This window comes from Glaciihabitans sp. dw_435 (assembly GCF_018449675.1).
Classification (GTDB): Bacteria; Actinomycetota; Actinomycetes; order Actinomycetales; family Microbacteriaceae; genus Glaciihabitans.
This window is the reverse complement of record NZ_JAAVUZ010000009.1, coordinates 1-24555: the sequence shown is the minus strand read 5'-3', so window position 1 is coordinate 24555 and position 24555 is coordinate 1. Positions and strand designations below refer to the sequence as shown.

At 67.1% G+C, this 24555-nt stretch carries 23 protein-coding genes; 17 read left to right on the top strand and 6 right to left on the bottom strand.

Features of this window, described 5'->3' with window-relative positions; all coding sequences use genetic code 11:
* Positions 1-171 precede the first annotated feature (171 nt).
* Positions 172-1110: a LysR family transcriptional regulator gene (locus HB677_RS12400; RefSeq protein ID WP_213816029.1), complete on the bottom strand. Its 939-nt coding sequence runs from the start codon at positions 1108-1110 to the stop codon at positions 172-174.
* 126 nt (positions 1111-1236) lie between these two features.
* Here HB677_RS12400 and HB677_RS12395 point away from each other — a divergent pair, with 126 nt between their 5' ends.
* Both HB677_RS12395 and HB677_RS12390 read left to right on the top strand, forming a co-directional pair.
* Positions 1237-4710 carry a bifunctional proline dehydrogenase/L-glutamate gamma-semialdehyde dehydrogenase gene (locus HB677_RS12395; RefSeq protein WP_213816028.1) on the top strand — a complete coding sequence of 1158 codons (3474 nt, stop codon included), beginning with the start codon at positions 1237-1239 and terminating at the stop codon, positions 4708-4710.
* Between the two features lie 51 nt (positions 4711-4761).
* Positions 4762-5541, top strand: coding sequence for an RNase H family protein (locus tag HB677_RS12390; protein WP_213816027.1), 780 nt, complete (start codon positions 4762-4764; stop codon positions 5539-5541).
* A 62-nt stretch (positions 5542-5603) separates the two neighbouring features.
* On the opposite strand, the gene HB677_RS12385 is transcribed toward HB677_RS12390, so the two are convergent.
* Both HB677_RS12385 and HB677_RS12380 read right to left on the bottom strand, forming a co-directional pair.
* The gene (locus HB677_RS12385) at positions 5604-5960 is read right to left on the bottom strand and encodes a GntR family transcriptional regulator (RefSeq protein WP_213816026.1); all 357 of its coding nucleotides are present in this window, start codon (positions 5958-5960) and stop codon (positions 5604-5606) included.
* An 83-nt stretch (positions 5961-6043) separates the two neighbouring features.
* Positions 6044-7030 (bottom strand): hypothetical protein, encoded by a 987-nt coding sequence (locus tag HB677_RS12380; protein ID WP_213816025.1) that lies wholly within the window; start codon positions 7028-7030, stop codon positions 6044-6046.
* Positions 7031-7161: 131 nt separating this feature from the next.
* On the opposite strand from HB677_RS12380, the gene HB677_RS12375 reads away from it, so the two are divergent.
* Positions 7162-7770, top strand: coding sequence for a cysteine hydrolase family protein (locus HB677_RS12375; RefSeq protein ID WP_213816024.1), 609 nt, complete (start codon positions 7162-7164; stop codon positions 7768-7770).
* Between the two features lie 261 nt (positions 7771-8031).
* Here HB677_RS12375 and HB677_RS12370 read toward each other — a convergent pair whose 3' ends face one another.
* A complete protein-coding gene (locus HB677_RS12370) occupies positions 8032-8469 on the bottom strand; it encodes an Lrp/AsnC family transcriptional regulator (protein WP_213816023.1) in 438 nt (145 codons plus the stop codon).
* A 103-nt stretch (positions 8470-8572) separates the two neighbouring features.
* Here HB677_RS12370 and ddaH point away from each other — a divergent pair, with 103 nt between their 5' ends.
* The 7 genes from ddaH (at position 8573) to HB677_RS12335 (ending at position 15301) form a co-directional block, all read left to right on the top strand.
* Positions 8573-9427, top strand: a complete 855-nt coding sequence (ddaH, locus tag HB677_RS12365; RefSeq protein ID WP_213816022.1) for a dimethylargininase — start codon at positions 8573-8575, stop codon at positions 9425-9427.
* Entirely contained in the window at positions 9424-10650 is a 1227-nt protein-coding gene (gene rocD / locus HB677_RS12360; protein WP_213816021.1) for an ornithine--oxo-acid transaminase, read from the top strand. Before ddaH ends, rocD begins: the two co-directional genes overlap by 4 nt.
* Positions 10651-10800: 150 nt before the next feature.
* Positions 10801-11199 (top strand): hypothetical protein, encoded by a 399-nt coding sequence (locus HB677_RS12355; RefSeq protein WP_307852588.1) that lies wholly within the window; start codon positions 10801-10803, stop codon positions 11197-11199.
* Between the two features lie 55 nt (positions 11200-11254).
* The gene (locus HB677_RS12350; RefSeq protein WP_213816140.1) at positions 11255-12109 is read left to right on the top strand and encodes a tryptophan 2,3-dioxygenase; all 855 of its coding nucleotides are present in this window, start codon (positions 11255-11257) and stop codon (positions 12107-12109) included.
* The gene (locus HB677_RS12345; protein WP_213816020.1) at positions 12106-13134 is read left to right on the top strand and encodes an amidohydrolase; all 1029 of its coding nucleotides are present in this window, start codon (positions 12106-12108) and stop codon (positions 13132-13134) included. The genes HB677_RS12350 and HB677_RS12345 overlap by 4 nt, the downstream gene beginning before the upstream one ends.
* Positions 13131-14471 (top strand): kynureninase, encoded by a 1341-nt coding sequence (kynU, locus tag HB677_RS12340; RefSeq protein WP_213816019.1) that lies wholly within the window; start codon positions 13131-13133, stop codon positions 14469-14471. Before HB677_RS12345 ends, kynU begins: the two co-directional genes overlap by 4 nt.
* Positions 14468-15301 (top strand): PaaX family transcriptional regulator C-terminal domain-containing protein, encoded by an 834-nt coding sequence (locus tag HB677_RS12335; protein ID WP_213816018.1) that lies wholly within the window; start codon positions 14468-14470, stop codon positions 15299-15301. The genes kynU and HB677_RS12335 overlap by 4 nt, the downstream gene beginning before the upstream one ends.
* Positions 15302-15396: 95 nt before the next feature.
* Here HB677_RS12335 and ald read toward each other — a convergent pair whose 3' ends face one another.
* Positions 15397-16509 (bottom strand): alanine dehydrogenase, encoded by a 1113-nt coding sequence (gene ald / locus HB677_RS12330; protein WP_213816017.1) that lies wholly within the window; start codon positions 16507-16509, stop codon positions 15397-15399.
* Positions 16510-16851: 342 nt separating this feature from the next.
* On the opposite strand from ald, the gene HB677_RS12325 reads away from it, so the two are divergent.
* Entirely contained in the window at positions 16852-17388 is a 537-nt protein-coding gene (locus tag HB677_RS12325; protein ID WP_213816016.1) for an Lrp/AsnC family transcriptional regulator, read from the top strand.
* A gap of 44 nt (positions 17389-17432) precedes the next feature.
* On the opposite strand, the gene HB677_RS12320 is transcribed toward HB677_RS12325, so the two are convergent.
* On the bottom strand, positions 17433-18023 hold the full coding sequence (locus HB677_RS12320) for an Lrp/AsnC family transcriptional regulator (RefSeq protein ID WP_213816015.1): 591 nt from the start codon (positions 18021-18023) through the stop codon (positions 17433-17435).
* 171 nt (positions 18024-18194) lie between these two features.
* On the opposite strand from HB677_RS12320, the gene HB677_RS12315 reads away from it, so the two are divergent.
* From HB677_RS12315 to HB677_RS12290, 6 genes are all read left to right on the top strand, one after another.
* Positions 18195-19775, top strand: coding sequence for an ABC transporter substrate-binding protein (locus tag HB677_RS12315; RefSeq protein ID WP_213816014.1), 1581 nt, complete (start codon positions 18195-18197; stop codon positions 19773-19775).
* Positions 19776-19782: 7 nt separating this feature from the next.
* On the top strand, positions 19783-20841 hold the full coding sequence (locus HB677_RS12310; RefSeq protein WP_307852587.1) for an ABC transporter permease: 1059 nt from the start codon (positions 19783-19785) through the stop codon (positions 20839-20841).
* The gene (locus HB677_RS12305; protein ID WP_213816013.1) at positions 20838-21707 is read left to right on the top strand and encodes an ABC transporter permease; all 870 of its coding nucleotides are present in this window, start codon (positions 20838-20840) and stop codon (positions 21705-21707) included. Before HB677_RS12310 ends, HB677_RS12305 begins: the two co-directional genes overlap by 4 nt.
* The gene (locus HB677_RS12300) at positions 21704-22810 is read left to right on the top strand and encodes an ABC transporter ATP-binding protein (protein ID WP_307852586.1); all 1107 of its coding nucleotides are present in this window, start codon (positions 21704-21706) and stop codon (positions 22808-22810) included. The genes HB677_RS12305 and HB677_RS12300 overlap by 4 nt, the downstream gene beginning before the upstream one ends.
* Positions 22803-23696: an ABC transporter ATP-binding protein gene (locus HB677_RS12295; RefSeq protein WP_255546585.1), complete on the top strand. Its 894-nt coding sequence runs from the start codon at positions 22803-22805 to the stop codon at positions 23694-23696. The genes HB677_RS12300 and HB677_RS12295 overlap by 8 nt, the downstream gene beginning before the upstream one ends.
* A gap of 89 nt (positions 23697-23785) precedes the next feature.
* Positions 23786-24520: a PhzF family phenazine biosynthesis protein gene (locus HB677_RS12290; protein WP_213816012.1), complete on the top strand. Its 735-nt coding sequence runs from the start codon at positions 23786-23788 to the stop codon at positions 24518-24520.
* Positions 24521-24555: the final 35 nt, after the last annotated feature.

Genomic DNA, 24555 nt, shown 5'->3' with positions numbered 1-24555 from the left:
CAACAGTAGTCGGCGCATTCCCGCGCACGATCCTGGCGGCTGAGATGGGCGGCAAAGACGTGCTCCCATGAATCCAATTCAGTTTTTATCATACAGGTCGTCACGTTTTGATTGGCTCAACCTACGCCGCGCATACGGGCTGCGCCACGGGTTGGCAAAAGCGATGCATCATCATGTATCGGCCAGATTTTCCGCATCGTTATCGTCGCCGAGGAACGCAACCGCCCTGTGCAAAATGTCACGGCAGGCGAGAATGGCCGGCCGTGCGCGGCTCGCGTCCCGCACCGACGTGAACACGGTGCGGGTGGGGGCGCCCTCCAGCCGCACGAGATCGACCGTCGGCGTGCGGCCGGCCCAGACGAGGTCGGGCAGGAGCGCGACAGCATTACCGGACTCAACGAGGCGGATGTGAGCCTGCAGATCGGCCGTCTCGAACCGCACGTCCGGTTCGAACCCCGCCTGGCGGCACTGCTGCTCCGCCCAGTGACGGGAGGCGGTGCCGCGCGGCTCCATCACCCAGGCGAGCGAGCGCGCGTCGCGCAACGACGAGGGCGAGGCGGACGAGCGGATGCCCCGGGCAGGGGGCACCGCGAGGCGAAGCTCGTCCTCGCACAGTTCCACCCGGTCGAGGTCGGGCTGGTGGGGAGCCGCGTGCCCGGGGTACTGCTCCGCGATCACGAGGTCGAACTCGCGGGCCCACACCTCGAAGAGGGCGTTCTCGGGTTCGCGCTGGGTGATCTCGACGCGCAGGCTCGGGTACTCGCTGGCGAGCATGGTGAGCGCCTGCGGAATTATGCCGAGCGCGGCGGATTGAAAGACGGCCATCCGCACGGTTCCCGTGACCTCCGTCAGCGACGTCACGAGTTCGGACTCCATGAGCTCGAGCCGTTCCAACAGGAGCGCGGTGTGCTCCACGAGCACCTCCGCCTGCGGGGTCAGTTGCACGCGGCGGCCGTTCTTGGTGAGGAGGGGAACGCCAGCCTCCAGTTCGAGTTGCGCCAGTTGTTGTGACACCGAGGAGGGGCTGAACGACATCGCGTCGGCGACGGCGGTGAGCGTCCCACGCAACTTGAGTTCGCGCAGCAATCGCAGGCGTCGTATGTCGAGCATCGGGGCATCCATTCATTCGGCTGTGCTTATCAATATTGTGTATGAAGATTCGCTTTATCTAATGCGACGTGCGGTAGACACTAAGACTGTTCAGACGACCCCCGGTGAGAGGCTTAACCCGTGAGCATGTCAACGCAGCAGTCCGGGGCCGAGTCCCTTCCCTACGATCTCGCGGACGAGACGATCGCCACGGTGCGCCGCTGGCTGGTCGAGTCGGCCGACGCCGCGCCCGACAAGAGTGCCGAGCGCCTCGCCGGTGTGCTCAAGGACCCCAAGGGTCTCGAGTTCACGCTGGGCTTCGTCGACCGGGTCGTGCGTCCCGAGGACCTGAAGGTCGCCGGGCGCAACCTCGAGCGGGTCGCCAAGTCTGTTCCCTCCTTCCTGCCGCTGCACCTGCGTGCCGCGATCGCGCTCGGTGGCACATTCGCCCCGATCCTGCCGTGGCCCGTCGTGCCGATCGCCCGCAAGGTGCTGCGCGACATGGTCAGCCACCTCGTGATCGACGCCACCCCGGCCCAGCTCGACCAGACGCTTGAGAAGCTCCGTGCCGAGGGCACGCGTCTGAACCTCAACCTGCTCGGTGAGGCCGTGCTCGGCGATGACGAAGCCGACAGCCGCCTGCGCGGAACCCGCGACCTCCTCGCCCGCCCCGATGTCGACTACGTATCGATCAAGGCGTCGTCCGTCGCGAGCCAGCTGTCGATGTGGGCCTACGACGAGACAGTGGAGCGGGTGGTTGCGCGTCTGACTCCGTTGTACGAACTCGCCGCGTCATCCGCGTCCCCCAAATTCATCAACCTCGACATGGAAGAGTTCAAGGATCTCGACCTGACGATCGAGGTCTTCCAGCGCATCCTCGACCAGCCGCAGCTCAAGAACCTCGAGGCGGGAATCGTGCTGCAGGCGTACCTGCCCGACGCGCTCGCCGCGTTGCAGCGCTTGACCGAGTGGGCAATGGCACGCCGGGCCGCGGGCGGCGCCGGCATCAAGGTGCGCGTGGTCAAGGGCGCCAACCTCGCCATGGAGAACGTCGACGCGATCATGCACGACTGGCCGCTGGCCACGTGGGGCTCGAAGGTCGAAACCGACACGAACTACAAGCGCGTGCTCAACTGGGCGTTCACGCCGGAGCACATCGACGCCGTGCGGATCGGTGTTGCCGGGCACAACCTGTTCGATGTGGCCTACGCGTGGCTGCTGGCGAAGCAGCGCGGGGTCGAGGACGGCATCGAGTTCGAGATGCTGCTGGGCATGGCGACCGGCCAGGCCGAGGCCGTCAAGCGTGACGTCGGACGCCTGCTGCTCTACACGCCCGTCGTGCACCCGGGCGAGTTCGACTCCGCGATCAGCTACCTCGTGCGCCGCCTCGAAGAGAACGCCAGCACCGAGAACTTCATGAGCGGGCTGTTCGAACTCTCGTCCAACGAGCACATTTTCGCCCGCGAGCAGGACCGGTTCCTCGCGTCGCTGGAGGCACTGGACACCGAGGTGCCCCCGTCGCGTCGGGTGCAGGACCGCAACCACCCGGTGGTGGCCGCTGCCGAGGCATCCACTTTCCACAACGAACCAGACACCGACCCGGCCATTGCGGCCAACCGTGCGTGGGGTCGCCGGGTGATCGAGCGCAGCGCGCACAGCACGCTGGGGCAGGAGACGCTGGCGTCCGCGCAGGTGCGCAACGCCGCGCAGCTCGAACTGCTGATCGAGGCGACTGCCAACGCCGGGGACACCTGGGCCGCCGTGCCCACCGCCGAGCGCTCGCGCATGCTGCACGACGCGGGCGATGTGCTGGCTGCCTTTCGTGGACGGCTCGTGGAGATCATGGCCGCCGAGACCGGAAAGGTCATTGCCGAGGGTGACGTGGAGGTGAGCGAGGCGATCGACTTCGCCCACCACTACGCGGACCGCGCGCTCGAACTGGACCACGTCGCCGGCGCGACGTTCGTGCCCGCGCGTCTGATCGTGGTGACGCCGCCGTGGAACTTCCCGGTCGCGATCCCCGCGGGCTCCGTGCTGTCGGCGCTCGCCACGGGTGCCGCCGTCATCATCAAGCCGGCACCGCAGGCCCGACGCAGTGCCGCCGTCATGGTGGATGCGCTGTGGGAGGCAGGCATCCCGCGCGACGTTCTCGTGCTGCTCGACATCGAAGAGGGCGACCTGGGCAAGCAGCTCGTGTCGCACCCTGCTGTCGGCCGGGTCATCCTCACCGGCGGATGGGAGACGGCCGCGCTGTTCCGCAGCTGGCGACACGACCTTCCCCTGCTCGCGGAGACCAGCGGCAAGAACGCGATCATCGTCACCCCGAGCGCCGACCTCGACCTCGCCGTCGCGGACGTCGTGAGGAGTGCGTTCGGCCACGCCGGCCAGAAGTGCTCGGCGGCGTCGCTGGTGATCCTGGTGGGTTCTGTCGGGTCATCCGACCGATTCCGTCGCCAGCTCGTTGACTCGGTCACCTCGCTGCGCGTGGGCATGGCGCAGGATCTGACCACGCAGATGGGCCCGATCATCGAGCCGGCGAGCGGCAAGCTGCTGAAGGCGCTCACCTCCGTGGATGCGGGTCAGAAGTGGCTCGTCGAGCCGCGCAAGCTCGACGACTCCGGCGCCCTGTGGTCGCCCGGCGTGCGTTCGGGTGTTGCCGCGGGCAGCGAGTTCCACCTCACCGAGTACTTCGGCCCGGTGCTCGGCATCATGACCGCGTCCAGCCTCACCGAGGCCATCGAGATGCAGAACGCGAGCGCCTACGGGCTCACCGCGGGAATCCATTCGCTCGACGTCGACGAGGTCTCGCAGTGGATCGAGACCGTCGAGGCGGGCAACCTGTACGTCAACCGCGGTATCACGGGCGCCGTCGTGCGCCGCCAGCCCTTCGGTGGCTGGAAGCGCTCCTCGGTCGGAACCGGTGCGAAGGCCGGCGGACCGAACTACCTGTTGACGCTCGGCACCTGGGAGCCGGTCGAGGTCGAGACCAGCAGCGACTTGCTTCTCGACGGCATCACCGAGTCGGTGGCCAAGATCATCAAGCGCGCGCAGTCCGGCCTCGGATTCGAGGAGTTCGACCGCGTTCGCGTGGCCGCCCTCAACGACGAAGAGGCGCGGGCGTCCGAGTTCGGCGTCGCCCGTGACGTCAGCGGCCTCGGTGTGGAGCGCAACGTCTTCCGCTACCGCCCGGTCTCGGTGACGCTGCGACTGTCGGATGACGCGGGCATGGGTGACCTCGTTCGCCTCATCGCCGCCGGAACCCTCGCCGGGTCACGCCTGACGATCAGCTCGTCGATCCCGCTTCCCGTGGGGCTGATCGAGCTCTTCGATGGCGGAGTATCGCCAGTGACCGTGGAATCCGTCACCATCGAGAGCGACGTGGCATGGCACGAGCGCCTTCGCGCCGGCGAGCTGACCACGGGTCGCGTGCGTCTGATCGGGGGAGACCCCGTCGCTCTGGCAGGCGTGGTGGAGGGTCATCCCGACATCGCCATCTATTGGGGACCCGTCACGACCGCCGGCCGCGTCGAGTTGCTGCCGTTCCTGCACGAGCAGGCGGTCAGCATCACCGCGCACCGCTTCGGCAACCCCGACCGCGGAATGGCCGAGCTGCTCGTCTAGTCGTCAGGGCCGACCGTTTACACTCGGGGCGTACCCCACGAAAGGCACCACATGACGATCCGCGCAGCGGCTGACGGTTCGGCGCTCGGCAACCCCGGTCCCGCCGGGTGGGCCTGGTATGTCGACGACACCTGCTGGGCGGCCGGCGGGTGGAAGCACGCGACGAACAACCAGGGCGAGCTCATGGCCGTGTTGCAGTTGTTCAAGGCGACGGCGCACCTCGACGATGACCTGCTGATCCTGTGTGACAGCCAGTACGTCATCAACTCCGTCACCAAGTGGATGCCGGGCTGGAAGAAAAAGGGCTGGCGCAAGGCCGACGGCAAGCCCGTCATGAACGTCGAACTGTTGCGCGAGATCGATGAGGCCCTCGTCGGACGCAAGTACCGCTTCGAGTGGGTTAAGGGTCACGCGAATCATCCGCTCAATGAGGCTGCCGACTCGCGGGCGCGCGCGGTCTCCGAGGCGTTCCAGCGCGGCGGCCCGATCCCGACCGGGCCCGGCTGGGTGCGCGGGGGCGACCCGATGCCCTCCGGGGATTTGGTGGGCGGGGCGGATGACACGGTCGAGCTTCCCTCGACGCCCGGCGAACGCGCTGCCGCTGCCCTCGCCGCTCCGATCGTGGCGACGTCGACCGCGCCGGCCGTTGCTACCCCGCGCGAGGTCCCGACGCTGTTCGCGCTGGACGAGCTCGACGAGCAGGATGCGATCGCACCCGAAGAGCCCATCGAGCTCACGGTGTCGCTGACTCCGGCGCAGTTCGCGCGGCTGCGTGCCCGCGCGTCCGCGGCCGGTCTCACCCCCGAGCAGGCGCTGGCAAAGCTGCTGTAACCCGGCGCCCTGGCACCCCGCCGCGCCATGCCGCGCCGCGCCACTCGCCACCCCGGCGCCGCTCAGCTCTCGAGCGCGACCTTCACGAGCCGCAGCGCTTCGGCCGCCGGAATCCCGAGCTCCCTGGCCCGATCGGCGTACGCGCGGGCGGCCAGCTGCACCTGCAGGGTGGCGGCGTCGGCGGTGCCCATCACGAAGGAGCCGAGGCGCCCACGTCCCTCGATGAACCCGTCTGCCTCCAGCTCGCGATACGCACGCAGCACAGTGTTGGGGGCGATGCTCAGCTCGTCGGCGAGCCCGCGCACCGTGGGCAACCGCGTCCCCGAAATCAGCGTCCCTGCCGTGATCTGCTCGATGATCTGCGCGCGCAGTTGTTCGAACGGTGCCGTGGCCGAGTCCGGGTCAATCGCGAGCTTCATGCGCCAACGGTACTGCCCCGGAGACCCGGTCGCGGCGATCCTCAGAGGTGTGGGGCGTACGGCTCTTAGGGGCGGTCGACCGCTCAGTACAGGGGAGACGTGGATGGCTCCGGCGCGGGGGCCAACTGTCCGTCCGCTGGCCAGACCGGCTCTGGCACATTGCCATCCGCGATCATGCCATCCCCGTACATGCGGGCGTTCGGCCAGATTCGGCGGAGGTAGTGCTTGCTGGGGGCCCCGATGGTGATGACGAACACGTACGTGAGGAGTAGCACCAAGTCGGCCAAGAAGATGTAGTTCGAAAGCGTGAACACGGCGTCCCGCGCTGTGGTGTCTCTGGCAATAGTTGTCACGGCCAACGCGAATGAGGGCATTGATGTCAGCGAAATTATCTGAGGTATGAGGTAACCGGAGAATAAAGCCTGGGATGTGAAGGCATCGTTCCATGCGAGTTGCTGATCATTCGTAGTCCACTCGACTCGGCGAATCGCTCGGGGAGTCAAGGCCAGAGCCGCCGCAAACCACAGCAGGCTCACGAGCAGCGGGCTCGCCGCGAGAACTGCGGGCGCCATCTCCGCGGTGGAGATGGCGCGGCTGCCCCACAAGAGGATTGCCGTCACAACCACTACGGTCAGTGCGACGGTCATCGTCGTGAAGGCGAGAATCCTCACCTGGATTGGTATGTAATCGCGGAGCTTCAACCCGCGATCCTTCATGCTGCTACGCGGCGCACCGTATGGCCCAATCAGCATGATCAATGACAGGATCAACGCTGCGATCGCCAGCGGCAGCTGTATGCCGGGCGGAGGGCCGACTTCCTCTGAGTTTGCAATGCTCCACAGGAATGCCGTTACGGCCACCGCTGCAGCGACAAGAAGAAAGGTCACCTTCGTGCGCACGGTCACGCGTTCGCCTACGGTATGCCGTACATCCGGCGTGATCGCGAGCCCCGTCGATCGGGTCCATCGGCGAAGCTGAACTGTCCGGAATCGTGGGATGAAGGCGGTCGCGCCGAGCACAACGATCAACGCCGCAATCAACACCAGCGGCACCAATAGAGCAACGTCCACAGCAGGCCTCTCCCGAGAATTCAGCTCAGGTTAGCGGGTGCATGAATCGCGGGCACACGTTGGCGGAATATCGGGGGCGGATGACCCGAGCCCGCCTGTCCCCGCAGCGCGACCCCTGCCACGCTTGACCCATGACAACAACCCCAGCTCACGCCATTGCCGACAACGCGGCCCTCATCGTGATCGATGTGCAGGAGGGATTCGCGGACTCCGGATACTGGGGCCCGCGGAATAACCCCGCGGCCGACGCCAACGTGGAGGCGCTGATCCGTGAGTGGGAGGCGACCGGACGTCCCATCGTGGTCGTCCAGCACGACTCGTCCAGCCCGGCATCACCGCTCCACCCCGCCGGCGCGGGCAACGACCTCAAGCCGTATGTGCGGCGCGTGGCATCCGCTCTCCACGTGCGCAAGACTGTCAACTCGGCCTTCTACGGCACGCCCGACCTCGGCGAGTGGCTGCGTGCGAGCGGAATCAGTCAGATCGTGATCACGGGCATCCAGACCAACATGTGCTGCGAGACGACGGCGCGGATGGCGGGCAACCTGGGCTATGACGTCCTGTTTGCGGCGGATGCCACGCACACCTTCGATCTCGCGGGCCTGGGTGACGACGTGATGACCGCGGACGAACTCGCCCGTGCCACCGTCACCAACCTGCAGGGCGGTGGCTTCGCGACGGTGGTGAGCACGGCCGACCTGCTGGCGGCGTCGGCGGCCGCGGCGGTGCCCGTCGGCTGACGCGGCGGCCCCGGCTCCCGCGGGGGTCCCGGCCGGCTGACGCGGACCAATCCCGCAGGCCCCGCCGGGAGCCCCAGCAGCACCGGCCGGCCGGCCCGACGCGCCCCAAGACCCGCACGCAGGCCCCGCCCGCCCTCGATACTTCATCGAAGGAGCAAAGTTTGTCGTGATTGGGCGCCCGCAACGACAAAGTTTGCGCTTTCGACGCGCGGCGGCGGCGCCCTGGTCGTGCGCGCGGCGGCAGCACCGCTAGTTGTACAGCTAGTCGTGCGTGCGGTGGATCAACCGCGACAGCACGATCGCGCTGCGGGTGTGATCGACATTGGGGGCCACCCGCACGCGCTCGAGCGCGTTTTCGAGCGAGGGGATGTCCCGTGAGCGCATGTGCACGATGGCGTCGGCCGATCCCGTGACGGTGCCCGCGTCGACGACCTCGGGAATGCCCGACAGGATTCGACGGAGCTCGTCGGGAGCGACGGTACCCCGGCAGAAGAGTTCGACGTAGGCCTCGGTCGCCATGCCGTCGACGGCCGGGTCCACCTGGATAGTGAAGCCACGGATGACGCCGTCGGCGACCAGCCTGTCCACGCGGCGCTTGACGGCGGACGCGGAGAGGCCGATGACCTCACCAATATCGCCGTAGCCCGCCCGGGCGTTTTTGCGCAACAGGTCGATGATTCCGTAGTCAAGACTGTCCATGCGGGTAGCTTACGGTGAAAAGTTGCGCCAACCCCGGGACATCCGAAGATTAAATGCGCAATGTGGCGATTAACTGTCGATAGGTGCGTGAAACACTGGGTGCATGACGCTCACCGACACCGTTCCCGCCGCGCCCACACGCCTACCCAGCAAGCGCACGGTGCTGATGTGCCGCCCCGATTACTTCACGGTGGTGTATCGCATCAACCCGTGGATGGACCCCGCGCTGCCCACCGACACCTCCCTCGCCGTGCAGCAGTGGCAGGTGCTGTACGACACCTACGTCGGCCTCGGCTTCGACGTGAAGCTGGTCGACCCCATCGACGGCCTGCCCGACATGGTCTACGCGGCCAACGGCGGATTCGTGCTCGACGGCATCGCCTACGGCGCGAGCTTCACCCACCCCGAGCGCCAGCCCGAGGGCCCGGCATACATGACCTGGTTCGGTGACAACGGCTTCGACGTTCGCGTCCCCAAGAACATCAACGAGGGCGAGGGCGACTTCCTGCTCGTCGGCGACGTGATTCTCGCGGGCACCGGTTTCCGCAGCGCCTCCGACAGCCACACCGAGATGGCCGAGATTTACGGCCGCGACGTCATCACGCTTGAGCTCGTCAACCCGAGTTTCTACCACCTCGATACCGCCGTCGCCGTGCTCGACCCCGCGCCCGGATACGAGAACCCCAACATCGCCTACCTGCCGTCCGCGTTCAGCGCCGCGAGCCTCGCGATCCTCGAGGAGCGCTACCCCGACGCCATCATCGTGACGGAAACGGATGCCGCTGTGCTCGGCCTCAACTCGTTCAGCGACGGCTACAACGTGGTCATCGCTTCCCGGGCCGTCGACTTCGAGCGCCAGTTGCGTGAGCGCGGCTACAACCCGATCGGCGTCGACCTGTCCGAGCTTCTGCTCGGCGGCGGCGGCGTCAAGTGCTGCACGTTGGAGCTCCGGTCATGAGCGCCGTGACCGAGTCCGTGGCATCCACCTATCTCGACCAGGAAAACCTGCACGCCGCTCACAACTACCACCCTCTCGAGGTGGTGGTCGAGTCCGGACACGGAGCCTGGGTGACGGATGTCACGGGGCGCAAGTACCTCGACTGCCTGGCTGCCTACTCCGCGGTGAACTTTGGGCACGGCCACCCCGCCCTGATCGCCGCGGCGAAGGCGCAGCTTGACCGGATCACGCTGACCAGCCGCGCGTTCCACAACGACCAGCTCGGCCCGTTCGTCACGGCGCTCGCGAAGCTCGCCAACAAGGACATGGTGCTGCCGATGAACACGGGCGCCGAGGCCGTGGAGTCGGGCATCAAGATCGCCCGCGCCTGGGGATACCGGGTCAAGGGTGTTCCGCAGAACAGGGCAACCATCATCGTCGCGGACGGCAACTTCCACGGGCGCACCACCACCATCATCAGCTTCTCGAACGACGAACAGGCCCGCGCGGACTTCGGTCCGTTCACGCCCGGGTTCGTGAGCGTTCCCTACGGGGATGCCGCTGCCCTCGAGGCGGCCATCGACGAGACCACGGTTGCCGTGCTCATCGAGCCGATCCAGGGCGAGGCCGGCATCGTCGTGCCGCCCGCGGACTACCTGCCTGCCGTGCGGGAGATCACCACGCGTCACAACGTGCTGTTCATCGCCGACGAGATCCAGTCGGGTCTCGGTCGCACCGGGGCAACGTTCCAGTGCGACAACGTGGGAGTCGTGCCCGACCTGTACCTGCTGGGTAAGGCGCTCGGCGGTGGCATCGTGCCGGTGAGCGCGGTCGTCGGCAACAAGGACATCCTCGGCGTTCTGCGCCCCGGCGAGCACGGCTCGACGTTCGGCGGTAACCCGCTGGCCGCCGCGGTCGGATCCGCCGTGGTGGCCCTGCTCGCCACCGGCGAGATGCAGGAGCGTGCCCGGGTGCTGGGTGAGTACCTGCAGCGGGGTCTCACCAGCCTGATCGGACGCGGCGTCGTCGGAATCCGCGGTGCCGGCCTCTGGGTCGGCGTGGACATCGATCCGGCGCTCGCCACGGGACGCGAGGTCTGCGAGCGGCTCATGCAGCGCGGCGTTCTGGTCAAGGACACGCATGGCTCCACGATCCGGTTTGCGCCGCCCATCGTGGCATCCGAATCTGATCTCGAATTCGCGGTCGAGCAGCTGTCGGCGGTCCTGGACGACCTGCGGGCGTAACCGCCGCGGGGGTCGTCGTCTGGAAAACCTGCGTGTGCCCTCGCGGCGCGAACGACGGTTTGTCCAGATCAGGGCCGCAGTCGCGCTGTGCAGTAAGACACATAGAACGGTCGTTTGCGCGCCCCGGAAGCGCACCGCATACTCGAAGCCGTGCTTACACCGACCGCGTCCCCCGAGGCGCACCCCCAGACCCCCAGCCTCGACGGACGTCGCTTCATCCTCAAGTCCTCCACCGCCAGCGCGGTCAACGAGGAGTCGCCCTCGCTGTTCCGCTACAGCGAGCAAGATGGCGTCATCTGGGGCGACTACGAGGGTGACACCGTCACCTTCGGGCGCATGGTCGGTACCCGTGTCGGTGACCTTCTCGAGGTGCAGTTCGTGCACGTTATGGTCGATGGGGGAGCGGTCGTCTCCGGGTCGAGTGCGAGCACCATTGAAGTGGATGCCACGAACCACCTGTCCCTCGTCGAAAACTTCCGTATCCACGACACCGACCACGTGAGCGTCTGTGTGGAGATCGCTCCGGCCGGGGCATCCACTATTTCATAGTTGTGACGCTCGTCGCATCCGCGTAACCTGACTCCAACAGGAAACGGGGGTGCTCGTGGGCATCGAGGACAACACGCGGCCGCTCGAAGACGGCATCGTCACCGACTTTTCGAAGCGGATGAACTACGGCTCGTACCTCGCGCTGCCCGAGCTGCTCAGCCTGCAGCGCCCCGTGAGTGACCCCGTGCACCACGATGAGATGCTGTTCATCATTCAGCACCAGACCAGCGAACTCTGGATCAAGCTGCTGCTGCACGAGCTGCGGTCCGCCCGCGATCTGATGCGGGATGACGACATCGGCACCGCGCTAAAGCGCATTGCCCGGGTCAAGCACATCCAGGAGACGATGACTCAGCAGTGGTCGGTCCTGGCGACGCTCACCCCGACCGAGTACTCCGAGTTCCGGGACTTCCTGGCGAACTCCTCGGGCTTTCAGTCGCACCAGTATCGTGCGGTCGAGTTCATCCTCGGCAACAAGAACGCGAAGATGCTCAGGGTGTTCGACAGTGACCCCGAGGCGCGCCAGGTGCTGCAGGACCTCCTCGACGAGCCGAGCGTGTACGACGAGTTTTTGCGGTACCTCGCCCGGCATGGGTACCCGATCCCCGAGCGCATCCTCACCCGCGACGTGACGAAGGCGTGGGTCCTCGACCCCGAGCTGCTGCCGATCTTTAAGGGCATCTACGAGTCGACGGGCGACAACTGGCGTGTCTACGAGGCCTGCGAGGAGCTCGTCGACCTCGAAGACAACTTCCAGTTCTGGCGCTTCCGCCACCTGCGCACGGTGCAGCGCACGATCGGAATGAAGACCGGTACCGGTGGGTCCAGCGGTGTCGACTTCCTGCAGCGCGCCCTGAGCCTCACCTTCTTCCCCGAGCTCTTCGCCGTGCGAACGGAGATTGGTGCGTGAGCGCAGCGGTCTTCGTCTCCGCCGACGAGGTGTGGCTGGGCGGATGGCGCGGCGCAAGTCTCCTGCGGATCGACGGTAACCGGCTCGACTGGGTCGCACCCCTCGCCGCCGCGACCGAACGACCGACGTTCCACGTGCCGGGCACGATCTTCGGTGGCTTCACCGACTCGCACGTGCATCTCGGCCTCATTGACCCCGACCTTCTCGTCGCCGGCGGCATCGCCCGCGTGGTGGATCTCGGCGGGGATCCCGAATCGATCGTTGCGCTGCGCGACAGGGGACGGGTGGATGCCTCGGCCGTCGCCATCGAGTTCGCGGGGGCATTTCTGACAGCGCCCGGCGGATACCCGAGTGATCGCTCGTGGGCACCGCGATCGTCGCTCCGGGAAGTGGCGACCCCGCAGCAGAGTGGCGCCGCGATCGGAGAGCTTCGCGGCCTCGGGGCGACGCGCATCAAGATCACGCTCAACAGCAACGCCGGTCCCGTCTGGGACGACGGCATGCTCGCCGCCGTCGTGACGCAGGCCCACGCCGTCGGGCTACCGGTGGTCGCCCACGCGGAGGGTCCCGGGCAGGCACAGCGCGCGGCCCGCAGCGGTGTGGACACCCTTGCCCACACCCCCTGGACCGAACGACTCTCGGACGACGATGTCGCGCACCTCGCCGCCACCCTGGCCATCACGAGCACGCTCGACATCCACGGCTACGGCGACTACGGCGCCGACTACGCCACCGCGCTGGACAACCTCACCCGTTTCGTTGCCGCCGGTGGACGCGTGCTCTATGGAACCGACCTCGGCAACGGACCGCTCCCTACCGGGCTCAACGAGCGTGAGCTCGTGGGCCTCGCGGCGGCCGGACTCGATGCCGCTGGCATCGCCGCTGCGGTGGTCCCCGACGTAACTTCCCTCGACACCCGCATCTCCTGGATCCCCAACATCAGCACCGACCCCGCCGCCACAGCGAGCTGGTTCGCGTCCTCGACCGTGCTCGCCGTCGCCTCCCTGAAGGAACTCTTCGCATGACAACTCCCACCTCCGCCCACTCCACCCCCGCTCAGCCCGGCGCCGGCAAGCACGCCCCCACTCCCTCCGCAGCCCAGCTCGACGCGGCCGATCCGCTCCGCGAATACCCTGCCCGGTTCATCCCGAGCGACGACGTCCTGTCGTATCTCGACGGCAATTCGCTCGGGCGTCCGGTGGCCGCCACCGCCGCCCGTTTTGCGGACGTCGTGCAGCACGCGTGGGGCGACCGACTGATCCGCTCGTGGGACGAGGGATGGTTCGAGCTGCCGCTCACCCTGGGTGACCGCATCGGATCCCTGACGCTCGGTGCAGCCGGAGGGCAGACCGTCGTTGCCGACTCCACCACCGTCATGTTGTACAAGCTCGTGCGTGCGGCCGTCGATGCCCGTCCGGGTAGGTCCGAGATCGTGATCGATGACGATAACTTCCCGACCGACCGGTTCGTGCTGGAGGGAATCGCCAAGGAGCGCGGCCTCACCATCCGCTGGATCCACGTCGACAAGACCCGGGGTGCAACCGAGGCGCAGGTGCGGGAGGTCGTGACAGAGACCACCGCCGTGCTCGTGCTGAGCCATGTCTCGTATCGCTCGGGCTACATCGCCGACATGCGCGCCATCACCACGGCAGCCCACGACGTCGGTGCGCTCGTGCTGTGGGACCTCTGCCATTCCGTCGGCTCGGTGCCCATGCAGCTCGATGAGTGGGGCGTCGACCTCGCCGTCGGCTGCACCTACAAGTACCTGAACGGCGGCCCGGGATCCCCGGCCTTCGGCTATGTCGCCCGCGCCCTGCAGACGTCCATCGAGCAGCCCATCTGGGGCTGGATGGGTGCAAGCGATGTCTTCGGCATGGTGGAGAAGTTCACGCCGGCCGACTCGATGCGCCGGTTCATCAGTGGCACGCCGTCAGTGTTGGGCATGCTCGCCATGCAGGACATGCTCGACCTCATCGAAACGGCCGGCATGACCGCCATCCGCGAGAAGTCCCTCGCCCTCACCGACTTCGCATTGGCGCTCGTCGATGAGCTGCTGCTGCCGCACGGGGTCACCGTGGGCACGCCGCGGGATCACGCCGAGCGGGGCAGTCACGTCACCATCAGTCATCCGTCGTTCGCTCGTGTGGTCGCGGCGCTGTGGGAGCAGGGCACGATCCCCGACTTCCGCAATCCGTCGAGCATTCGAATTGGGCTGTCACCGCTGAGCACCACCTTCGCCGAGGTCGAGCTGGGGGTGTTCGCCATCCGCGACGCGCTGCTCGCCGACGTCGCGACCACCCCCGATCTCGCGACCACCCCCGCCGTGCCGACCGCCAACCCCACCGCCACCCCGACCCCGTGAGTGCCATCCTCGACGACATGGACTCCCGTCCCGGGAGCACAACGTCGCTGCTGCGCACGATCGTCGGCCTGTACCTGCGGCGGGTCGGCGGCTGGGTGTCGGTCGCGACCCTCATCGCCCTCATGGAGCAGCTCGACACCCCCGCCGCCCGCACCCGCACCGCGGTCACCCGCCTGGTGAAGAAGGACCTGCTGCTGCCGAAAACGGTCGACCGCGTCGCCGGCTACGAGCTCAACCCGCAGGCCGCGGGCATGCTGGAGAAGGGCGACCGCCGCATCTATGCCGCGCGCAGCATGCGATCGGATGACCCGTGGTGCCTCGTCTCGTTCTCGATCCCCGAGGAGTCGCGGGCCGTCCGTCATCAGCTGCGCCGCCGCCTGCACTGGATCGGCTGCGGCACCGTCTCGCCCGCCCTCTGGATCTGCCCCGACTACCTCAGCGCCGAGGTCGACGACATCCTCGACGACCTCCGACTGCGCGAGCATGCCACCGTCTTCCGCACGGATCGGCCCCGCGTCAGTGGCGAGCTGCGGGACGCGATCGCGCAGTGGTGGGACCTGGATTCACTCGAGCGGATGCACCGGGAGTTCCTTATCACGCTCGACCCGCTGGTCACCACAGACCTGGTCGACCCGGCGGCGGCGTTTTCCCGGTACATCCGCGGTGTCGACAGCTGGCGGGTCATCCCGTATCTCGATCCCGGACTGCCGGCGGACCTGTTGCCCGCCGAGTGGCCCGGATCCGACAGCACCCGCGTCTTCGGCGAGCTCACGCAGCGCTATGCCGACGACGCGTGGGCGCATGTAGAAACGTTGACCTCGCCGCGTTGACCTCACCACGCTGACCGCCACTCGGGCCTGGCCGGGACCCACGCTGACGTCCTCGCCGCGCTAACCTCGCGCTGACGCCGACCCGGCGCCAGCCCTCAGTCGAGGAAGCTCGAGGCTTCCGCAAATCCGAACGCCGGGAACGCCTCAGCCGTGCCGGCGTGGGTCAGTGCACCGTCGACCGTGGACACAGCCTTATAGAGCGCGGGATCGCGCTGCACCGCTGCCTTCCAGCCGAGGGTCGCGAGCTGCACCACGTAGGGCAGGGTCGCGTTGGTGAGCGCGGCGGTCGACGTCGCGGACACCCCGCCGGGCATGTTCGCGACGCAGTAGAACGTGGACTGCTCGACCGGGTAGGTCGGGTCGTCGTGGGTGGTGGGACGCGAGTCCTCGAAGCATCCGCCCTGGTCGATGGCGATGTCGACGAGCACCGATCCGGGCTTCATGCGCGACACCAGTTCGTGCGACACGAGCGTGGGCGCCTTCTTGCCGGGAACGAGCACCGCTCCGATCACGAGATCGGCCTCCAGCACGCTCTTCTCGATCTCGTAGGCGTTCGAGATGACGGTCTTCGCGCGGCCGCCGAAAGTGTCATCGATGAACCGCAGGCGCGCAATCGACAGGTCGAGGATCGTCACGTCGGCCCCCGCCGCGAGTGCCTGGCTGAGGGCGTTCTGTCCGGCCATGCCGGCGCCGATGATGGTGACCTTGCCCGGACGCACCCCGGGAACTCCGCCAAGCAGTACTCCGCGTCCGCCCTGTCCGCCCATCAGGTGGTACGCGCCGACCATGACCGAGAGGCGGCCGGCAACCTCGCTCATCGGGGCAAGCAGCGGCAGCGTGCCATCCGCCAGCTGCACTGTCTCGTAGGCGATGGACGTCGTGCCCGCCGCCAGCAGTGCAGCCACGAGTTCCTCGTCGGCGGCGATGTGCAGGTAGGTGAAGAGCAGCAGGTCGCGGCGCAGGCGCGGGTACTCCGAGGCGACCGGCTCCTTGACCTTGACGACCATGTCGGCTGCCCACGCGCCGTCGACGTCGGAAATGGATGCCCCGGCCGCGACGTACTCCGCATCGGTGATGGCAGCACCGAGGCCGGCGCCGGTCTCCACGACAACCGTGTGACCGCGGCGCACGAGTTCGAAGACGCCGGACGGCGTGAGGCCTACCCGGTACTCGTGGTTCTTGATTTCCTTCGGGACACCGATGATCACGGGTTTCTCCTTGTGTGGATGGCTTCGGGGCGCGCGACTCTGCGTGCTTCGTGGTCAAGCCTTCCGGATATTTGTTTCGCTGGCATTAACGTCGAATATAATTTGGCAACTGGCGCAGAAGTTTTATGAAAAGTCGGAGTCAGCGGGCAGCCCCTCGGAAACACCGAATTCCCTTCGGTGCTATTGCGGCCCGCTATCGCCTCGCCGCCGCCCCGCCCGCACTATCTGCCCCACGACCCGGCGCCCCGCCCGCGCTGTCTGCCCCACGACCCGCCGCCACGGCCCGCGCCACGTCCCCACCGCCCCGAATCCCGTCCACACAACCCAGCACGAGGTCATCCCATGAGCAGCATCAGCGACAACGGCACCCCCGACATTGACGAGATCGACGAGCGCATCGTCTGGGAGTTGTGCACCGACGCGCGGCTGTCGAACAAGGAGCTCGCGGAACGGGTCGGGCTCGCGCCATCCACCTGTCTGATGCGCGTGCGCGCGCTGCAGGAGCGCGGCGTGATCAGGTCGTACCACGCGCACCCGGACTGGAAGGCGCTGGGGCTGTCGGTCGAGGCGATCGTTACCGTGCGGCTGCGGGCGCAGGCTCGTGGCGACATCGACACCTACGCCGAGCGGGTCATCACGCTGCCGAATGTGCTGAACGTGTTCTTCCTCGGAGGGGCCGATGACTTTCTTATCCACGTGGCCTGCAGCAGCACGCAGCAGCTGCGGGACTTCGTGGCGCAGCAACTGAGCATGGACAGCTCCGTGGCATCCACCCAGACGAACATCGTGTTCGATCACTTCAGCGGGCTCGAGCACCTCGCGGGCGGATCAAGCTGGGCGCAGGCGCGCGGGCCGATCTCGGCGGCCAAGAAGAGGTAGTGCGGTAGACCCACGCCGGCGGCTAAGACCCAGGGGTAGTGCGACTAGCCGCGTGCCATCTCGCCGCGGCCCTCGGCAACCCGGGTGAAGCGGGTCATTCCGAGGCCATTCGTCTCGCTCTCGCGCACCGGGATGTCGGTAGGCAAGAGGAACGACCTGCGCACGATCTCGTCGAGAACGACGACGCTGACGACCGACTTGACCTCGGGGCGGATGGAGACGACCCCGGTGACGAAGTCGTGGACGCCGGTGATGTCCACCGCGCGGATCAGCAGCATCGCGTCGTGCTCACCCGTGGTGATGGAGCAGTACTCGACATCCGGCATCTGGAGAATGCCTTCCCGGAAGCGATGCCAGCTCTGGGGGTGCACCGTCACGAAGACGAGGGCACTGATGTCGAGACCGACCAGGCGGGGGTCGATGGTGGCCGAGAATCCGGTGATGACCCCGGTCGCTGTCATCTGCTCGACGCGGTTGTAGGCGCTGGCCCGGGAGATGTTGACGCGCTCGGCGAGAGCTGCCATGGAAATTCTGCCGTTATCACGCAGCACGCTGAGGATGCGGAGGTTCGTTTCGTCGAGTGCGGAACCTTTTTGTCCAAGAATGTCGGTGTCTGTCTGTCCCGCGTTCAACATTGTTTTCCCCCATGAGGTTGACTAGTTGGATCTGTCTAAGTCATTGGAACTCTATTCGACAAAATGCAGTGATTGTGACAATGTTTCCACACACCGTCCAGCAGTGCCCCCATCGCGGGCCGGTTCCCTTTCCCTGCTGGTCCTGCCAGCGCATACCTACGGAGGCACCCCGTGGTTTCACACCGCAGTCGCACCGCATTCGCCATTGGCGCAGCGGCAGTGACAGTTGCGCTTCTCGTCACCGGCTGCAGCGCCGGCTCGAGCTCGAGTTCAACGAAATCGTCCACCATCGTGATCGACCGGGTCTTCGACCTGAAGACCGCCGACCCGAGCCGCCAGTACGAGCCCACCGGCGCCATTGTCGACAAAGCTCTCTACGAGACCCTCCTGACGTTCTCCGGTTCCGATGTCTCCAAGACGGTTCCCGGACTGGCGACGGTCGAGGCATCCGCTGACTCGAAGACCTTCACCGTCACTCTCGGCGACGGCCACGTCTTCTCCGATGGCAGCCCGGTCACCGCGGATGACGTCGTGTTCTCGCTCAACCGCGTCATCGGTATGAAGGGCAACCCGTCGTTCCTGCTCAGTGGCGTGACCGTCACGAAGAAGGACGACAAGACCGTCATCCTGACCAGCGCGACGTCGAACCCCGCACTGCCCTTCATCCTTCCGAACCCGTCGCTGTCGATCCTGAACTCCAAGGTCGTCATCGCCAACGGTGGAACGACGGATGAGAAGGACTCCGCAGAGGCGTACCTCAACGCGAACTCCGCGGGCTCCGGCCCGTACGTTCTCGACACGCTGGACCTCACCTCGCAGGTTGTGCTGACCACGAACCCGAAGTACTCGGGCGACGACAAGCCGACCTACAGCCGTGTGGTGCTGCGCAACGTCGAAAGCGCGACGCAGAAGATCAACATCGAGGGCGGTGACTCGCAGGTCGCCCTCGACCTCTCGGGTGACCAGGCTTCTGGTCTCGGATCCGGCATCACCGTCGCCTCGACGCCGTCGGCCAACGTGATCTTCCTGCTGCTGAACCAGAACTCCAAGGTCTCCACGATCACGAGCAACCCGGACTTCGTTTCCGCCGTCAAGAAGTCGATCAACTACGACGACCTCGTCTCCCTCGCGGGCAAGGGCGCAGCCCAGGCCAACGGAATCGTGCCGTCCATGTTCCTCGGAGCCCTCGGCTCTGCTGACAAGACGACGTACGACAAGACCGGCGCTGCCGCTGACCTCGCGGCCAGCGGATACAAGGGCGAGAAGGTCACGCTGAGCTTCCCGAGCGACATCTCGCTCAATGGAGTTGAGTTCACCGTTCTCGCGCAGCGCATTCAGTCGCAGCTCAAGGATGCGGGCATCACGGTTGATCTCGCGCCCGCGCCGGTCGCGACCGAGTTCGCCGCGTACCGCGACGGCAAGGAGGCCCTCGGCCTCTGGTACTGGGGCCCGGACTTCCCGGACCCGAGCAACTACCTCGAGTTCGCTCCCGGTGGCGTTGTCGGTCTTCGTGCCGGCTGGCCCGAGGGATCGGATGCGACCGTGACGGCTGCCGCAACGGCAGCCCGCGCCGGTGGCTCGAACGACGAGCGCGCCACGCAGTTCACGACGTACCAGAAGGCGCTCAATGCGACCGGCCCGTTCATCCCGCTGGTGCAGCCTGCCAACAATATCGCCTCGGCTTCGTCCGTGACCGGTGTTGAGTACAACGCAGTGTGGACGATCGACATCGCGGCTCTTGGCTCCAAATAACACTCTGGTGAGGCCCGCACGCGCAACGCGTGCGGGCCGCACCGGCCACCCCTTTGCCCGCTACCTCATCCAGCGAATCCTGACGTCGCTGCTGTTGGTGGTGGGAGTCACCCTGGTGACGTTTACCCTGACGAACCTCGTTCCCGGTGATCCGGTGGCGGCGGCGCTCGGACAGCACGCGGCGGAGGATCCCGCCATCGTGGCGAGCTTCCGCGCCCACTACGGAGTCGACCAGCCCCTCGTTGTGCAGTACTTCACCTACCTCGGCAACCTGGTGCACGGGGACCTCGGTGAATCGCCAACCACGCATCATCCCGTGCTTGAGGATTTGCAGGTAGCGGTTCCCGCCACTCTCGAGATCGCCATCGGCGCGATCGTTCTCAGCGTCATCATCGGCGTGGTTCTCGGAACTCTCGCGGCGTACCGTCGCGGCAAGGTCACCGACCACGTTCTGCGGGTGGTGTCCCTGCTCGGGCTCAGCGTTCCGACCTTCTGGCTGGCGCTCGTGCTCTACTACGTCTTCTTCTTCAAGCTGCACATCGCGCCCGGATCGGGACGCCTGTCGGCCATCTACGCCGCGCCGCCCACCGTCACCGGCATGACCACGGTTGACGCTCTGCTCGCCGGCCAGTGGGACGTCTTCCTCGACGCCAGCGCACACCTCTTCCTTCCGGTGCTCGTGCTCACGCTCTACACGGTCGGCCTACTGACGCGGTTCGTGCGCACCGCCGTTCTCGAGATTCTCGACATGGACTACGTGCGGGCCGCCCGCGCGAAGGGCCTGCCGGGCCGCACGGTCGTGTGGAGCTATGTGCTCCGCGGCGCGAGCATCCCGGTGCTCACCATCGTCGGACTCGCCTTCGGAAGCCTCCTGTCAGGAACCGTGCTCGTCGAATCGGTCTTCTCGTGGCCGGGGCTCGGAAGCTACGCGTTCAAGGCGGCCTCCAACCTTGACCTGCCGGGAATCATGGGCGTCGGTCTGGTGATCGGCATCATCTACCTCGGCACGAACCTCATCGTCGACCTGCTCTACAGCGTTGTCGACCCGAGAGTGAGACTCGCATGATGAACACCCGCATCAAGCGCCCGAGGATTCATCTCGGTGCATGGGGCGCGCCGCTCGGCATCATCGGCGCCGTGATCGCGCTCGCCTGGATCGTCGTCGCGTTCCTCGCGCCGGTGATCGCCCCGCACGATCCGCTCGCCCAGGACCTCCCGCGCCTGCAGGCGCCCGGCGGCGACACGATCCTCGGGACGGACAGCCTCGGCCGGGACGTCTTCTCGCGCCTGATCTCCGGCGCGGGCGTGACGATCCCGCTCGCCCTGCTGCTCGTGGTGCTCTCGGTTCTCATCGGCACGATTCTCGGTTCCATCGCCGGGTTCTTCGGGCGCTGGGTGGACGAAACGATCATGCGCATCACCGACCTGGTGATGGCGTTCCCCACGGTCATCCTCGCCATGGTGATTGCCGCGGCGCTCGGGGCATCCCTCCTCAACGCTGTGTACGCGGCACTGATCGTGTCATGGCCGTCCTACGCGCGCCTCACCCGTGGCCTCGTGCTCGGGTTGCGGTCGTCGAACTACGTGGTCTCGGGCCGGTTGCTCGGCTTCTCGCCGTGGCGGTCGCTGTGGCGGGACATCGCGCCGAACATCATCGGCCCGATCCTCGTGCTCGCGAGCCTCGACATCGGTACCGCGATCCTGCTGCTCTCGGGCCTGTCGTTCCTCGGACTCGGCGCCAAGCCGCCGACCGCCGAGTGGGGTTCGATGGTCTCCGACGCAATCGGCAACTTCGACCAGTGGTGGCTCGGTGTCTTCCCCGGGCTCGCGATCCTGACCGTGGTCGTGGCCTTCAACTTCGTCGGCGATGCCCTGCGCGATGCCCTCGACCCGAAATCCGCGACGCTCCGCGGCGGAGGGCCGACACTGTGAACAGCCTCACCATCGAGAACCTGACGATCTCCGTCGCGACGAGTTCAGGCCAGCGCGAGATCGTCAGCGGAATCGATATCACCCTCGAGCGCGGACGCATCCACGGCCTCGCCGGCGAGTCCGGCTCGGGCAAGACGATGACGGCCCTCGCCGTACTGAACCTGCTGCCCGAGCGCGCGCAGCTCACCGGAAGCATCCGTCTCGCGCCCCGCGACACCACCCTCGGTGACCCCACCGAGATCGTCGGGGCCTCCAAGCGCGTGATGGGAGCCATCCGTGGCCGCCGCATCGCAATGGTCTTCCAGGACCCGTCGACGAGCCTCCACCCGCAGCTGTCCATCGGGCAGCAGCTCACCGACCACGTGCGCCATCACCTCGGGCTCAACAAGCGCGACGCGACCGCCCGCGCCGTCGAGTTGCTCACCCGCGTGCGCGTTCCGAACCCCGAGGGTGCCCTGAAGCGGTACCCCCACCAGTTCTCCGGCGGACAGCGCCAGCGCATCGCCATCGCGGTCGCCCTCGCCTGCGACCCCGAAGTGCTGCTCGCCGACGAACCCACCACCGCGCTCGACGTGACCGTGCAGGCAGGCGTGCTCCAGCTGCTGCGCGAGCTCGTCGACGAGACCAACCTCACGGTGCTGCTCGTCACCCACGACCTCGGTGTCATGAGCGCCGTCGCTGACGAGGTCACCATCATGAAGGCAGGACGCATCGTCGAGTCGGGGCCGCGCCAGCGCATCTTCACGGCGCCCGAGCACGAGTACACCCGCGCGCTGCTGGCCGCGCTTCCCGGTTCGACGGTCGAAGAGGACGCCGACACGCTGGCGCAGCAACTGGCGGCAGCGGCGGAACTTCCGGATGACGCGGAACGTCTGGATGACACTGACTTTCCGGATCGCTCGGAACTTCCGGATGCCCCGGGCGACGGCACCCCGCCCTCCCTCAGCGACGCCGACCTCCCCATCGGCTCATCCGTGCTGCCGGGTCAGGCGGACCTGCCCGATGTAGCCGGTTTCCCCTCACGGCCGGGATCACACCGCGCCGAGTCATCCGCCACTCTGGACATCTCCGATGGCCCGGACGAGGAGCGCACCCATGTCTGATGTAACACCTGCCGCAGCCGGCACCCTGTCTGGAGTGCGCGACGTGCTCACCGCCGTCGATGTCACCGTCGACTACCGCGGGCACCCGCCGGTGCGCGCCGTCGATGGCGTGTCTGTGTCCATCGCGCCCGGTGAGGTCGTTGCGCTCGTGGGCGAGAGTGGGTGCGGAAAGTCGAGCTTCGCGCGCGCCGTCGTCGGAATCGAGAAGCGTTCGGGCGGAACCGTGCACCTCGATGGGGCCGACGTGCCGTTCCTTGGCCTGCGCCGGCGTGGAGTGCAGTCGACCGGCATCCAGATGGTGTTCCAGGACCCCAACTCGTCGCTGAACCCCCGCCGCCGCGTCGCCGATCAGATCAACGACGGAATCCGCACGGCCGTGGCCCGCGGGGATGCGTCCTCGAGCGCGGCCGACTGGCTTGAGCGCGTGGGTCTCGCGGCCGATGCCGGGCGTCGTTACCCGCACGAATTCTCTGGCGGGCAGAAGCAGCGCATCGCGATCGCGCGAGCGCTCGCGGCCCGTCCGCACATGCTGGTCGCGGATGAGCCGATTTCCGCGCTCGATGCGTCGACCCAGACCGCGGTCGCCGCCCTAATGCGCAGCCTCAGCCTCGAAGCCGGCGCGGGAATGCTCTTCATCTCGCACGACCTCTCCGTGGTGCGCCGCATCGCCGACCGCACCCTGGTGATGTACCAGGGCCGCATCGTCGAGTCCGGTCACACGGAGACCGTCTGGCAGAACCCGATCCACCCGTACACGCAGGCGCTGCTGGCCGCGATCCCGATCCCCGATGGCGCGGGCCGCCTGCCGCTCGCGCCGCTCGAGGAGCACCGCGCCGCGTGGACTCAGGTCATCCCCGAGGCCATCGATCGCGAGCTCGCCGCGTAGTTCGTTGCGCCGCGGGGCTCGCGCCGCGCCGTCCACCCGTGCGAAATTGGCATGGTGCGCGCGCGACCCGGCCGCGGCACACTCGATACATGAGTGATGCACTGATCGTGGACGTCGTACGCGTTTTCACCAACGACGCCGGAGAGTTCGGCAACGAGCTCGGCCTGGTGCGCAGTTCGCCCGCCACCGAGGGACGCGAGCAGCAAATAGCAACGGCCCTCGGGTTCAGCGAGACCGTGTTCATCCAGCAGACCGATGATGCGCGGGATGTCTCGGAGCGCACCGACCCGGCCGGTGGCGAGGCTGAGCGTGCTGCTGTCATCCGTATCTTTACTCCGGCTCGTGAGTTGCCATTCGCCGGGCATCCCAGCGTCGGGTGCGCGTGGTGGCTTGCGAACGGCGGCTCGCCCGTCGACGTTCTCGCGGAGAAGGCCGGGGACGTGCGCGTCCGGTACGACGGCGACCTCACGTGGATCACGGGCAGGGCAGCATGGGCTCCGGAATTCACCTGGCATCCGCTCGCGACACCGGGAGACGTGGATGCGCTCGAATCATCCGACTTCGAAACGGGATCGAACTACGCGTGGGCGTGGGTGAACGAGGCGGAGGGCATCATGCGATCGCGGATGTTTGCGCCGGCCATGGGCATCGGTGAGGACGAAGCGACAGGCGCCGCCGCCGTTGCGCTTACCGCGCAGCTGGGGCGCGACCTCGATATCCGCCAGGGACGCGGCTCGCGCGTGCTGACCCGACTCGGGTCTGACGGCGACGTGCACGTTGCCGGACGAACAGTCGCCGACCCCTCTCGAACGATCTCGCTGTAACGAAGCTTGCCTGAAGAGATCTCGCCTGAACAGAG